Source organism: Streptomyces sp. NPDC002643, assembly GCF_053592555.1.
The window spans coordinates 1-1922 of sequence record NZ_JBSFVY010000082.1; the positions used below are offsets into that span (position 1 = coordinate 1).

The window sequence follows — 1922 nt, forward strand, 5'->3', positions numbered from 1 at the left end:
TTCTTCCATGAAGAAGTAGAAAAGTACGACGGAATAGGATGGTTTACGTGCGGAGATCACAGGTACGATATGACTGTGACTTTCCAGTTGCGTGAACTAGACAGATAGTCGTCTGCAACGGGGGTTGAATGCACGACGAAACACAAAGGTTAGCCATAACCCTAGGGTTGCTACTTCTTACAGGCGGAGTCCTCATAGGAAGTCAACTCATAGGAGTGTGGCTAACCTTTGGCATTTCAACGTCAATAATCGTCGGAGTATACGCAGGAACACAAGTAAAGTGCGAAATCGAAGTACGACGGTTCATCCGGAAAATGCGACACTGGTAAGGAGTCTGGCATGTGGTCGTTGCTTCGAATACTCGGATGGCGCGGTTTGCTAGCAGTCATCGTGATAGGTGTTCTCATAGGCTCATGCAATGGCGGAAAGTAAGGAAGAGGAAGTCAAAACCGAAGGGTGAGCATGGACGGATACCGAATCGTACCCAAGTGTACGTGCCTCTTCTGCGGGAAGTATTGGCGAATGCTTCCGTGGATTACGGCCGTAATAGTCGTCGGATTACTTCTGTTCTTTGGTGGCGGAAGGTATCCGGTCTACGTCGATGTAATGTTCTCACTTGCCGTAATTTCGTGCGTTCTGGTAGCGAGTCAGAATGCACTATTCAAGATTCAGGAGAGGCACGGAAAGCCCTTTCGAATCGATGAAGAAACTAAGTGAGAGAGCAAAGCGAATCTCACGAGCGGCAGACATCGCAATAAGTCGGATGCCATGGCCTAGCGGCCCGGTCTGCTTTCACGACGTACAAACCAAAGCGTACGAACACTTTGGAATGGAAGACGTAACCGACTGGGAAGCCATGGCATGGCTTGACGCAAGACTGTACTTTCGTGGATGGCTATTCAATGCGTGGAAATGTGGGAGGGAACACGATGGAAAGCAGCACCCCGACACGTAAGCACAACGAAGCCGTACTAGACGAGAAAATGAACGCGGCAGGCTATACGTATCTCACGTCAGAAGTCAATCAGGACGGTACGTCGACCGTAACCTACGGAACATCTGACGGAAAGAGCGTCCAAGTACGCGTCCGAAGTGACATCGTTGCATCGGAGAACGAAGCGTAATGGCAACAGAAGAACGGCTAGCAGATGCCGTAGCCGACACCGAAGCGCAGATCGTCAAGGCAGATAGTAAAGCGGCATCGGTCCTCACATTTGACGGTCTATTGGTTGCCGGAGCATCGCTAATGGGCAACAGTAATGACGTGAGTACATTCGGGACTATTCTTGCAGTCATAACCGGATTACTCATCGTAATTTCTGCCTCTTTAGCTCTCAGTGTCATTCGACCAAGGTTAAACGGTGGGGACAAACAATCGTTTGTGCATTGGGCGAAACTCGAAAACGGCGAAGCGGTAGACGAGTCGCTAACTAACACACCAGCAAAGACAGAACGAATTCTGATTCTGTCACGGATTGCATTCCGGAAGATGAGTCTATTGCAAAAGGCAATAGACACATCACTCGGCGCAGTAATCGCACTACTTCTGACGATTGCAACGTCACTTTAACCGTTGTATCTGTCCGAAGTAGGAAACGGGAAACTGTAGCGGAACCGTCACCTATGCTGTATGCTCGAAGCAGAGTAAATTCGCTTCGATGAAGGCGGAACACAAGAATTAAAGAGGCGTGCAGAGCGCTTCTGAAGTCGTACGAATTAATCCCCGAATTCCTCATGGAATTCGGGGATTTTTTCATGCCAAAAATTAGAGATAAACAAATGCTAAATTCATGCGCGAATTCTCGCGCGAATTTGGAACGGAATTTAAGATGGAATCAAAAACGGAATTGCGGGAGCAATGGGGGCACGTTCTTCCGCTCGATCCCGCCGAGCATCGAGGAGGCGGCCCGACTGGACGGCGC

1 protein-coding gene is annotated in these 1922 nt (G+C 49.4%); it reads left to right on the plus strand.

All coding sequences use genetic code 11. The features are described from left to right. Positions 1–1123: 1123 nt before the first annotated feature. Positions 1124–1570 carry a Pycsar system effector family protein gene (locus tag ACWD4G_RS45585; protein ID WP_451304654.1) on the plus strand — a complete coding sequence of 149 codons (447 nt, stop codon included), beginning with the start codon at positions 1124–1126 and terminating at the stop codon, positions 1568–1570. Positions 1571–1922 lie beyond the last annotated feature (352 nt).

Excerpts from the sequence above, each read along its gene's own strand:
- ACWD4G_RS45585 (WP_451304654.1), top strand. The coding sequence starts at position 1,124 with ATGGCAACAGAAGAACGGCTAGCAGATGCCGTAGCCGACACCGAAGCG.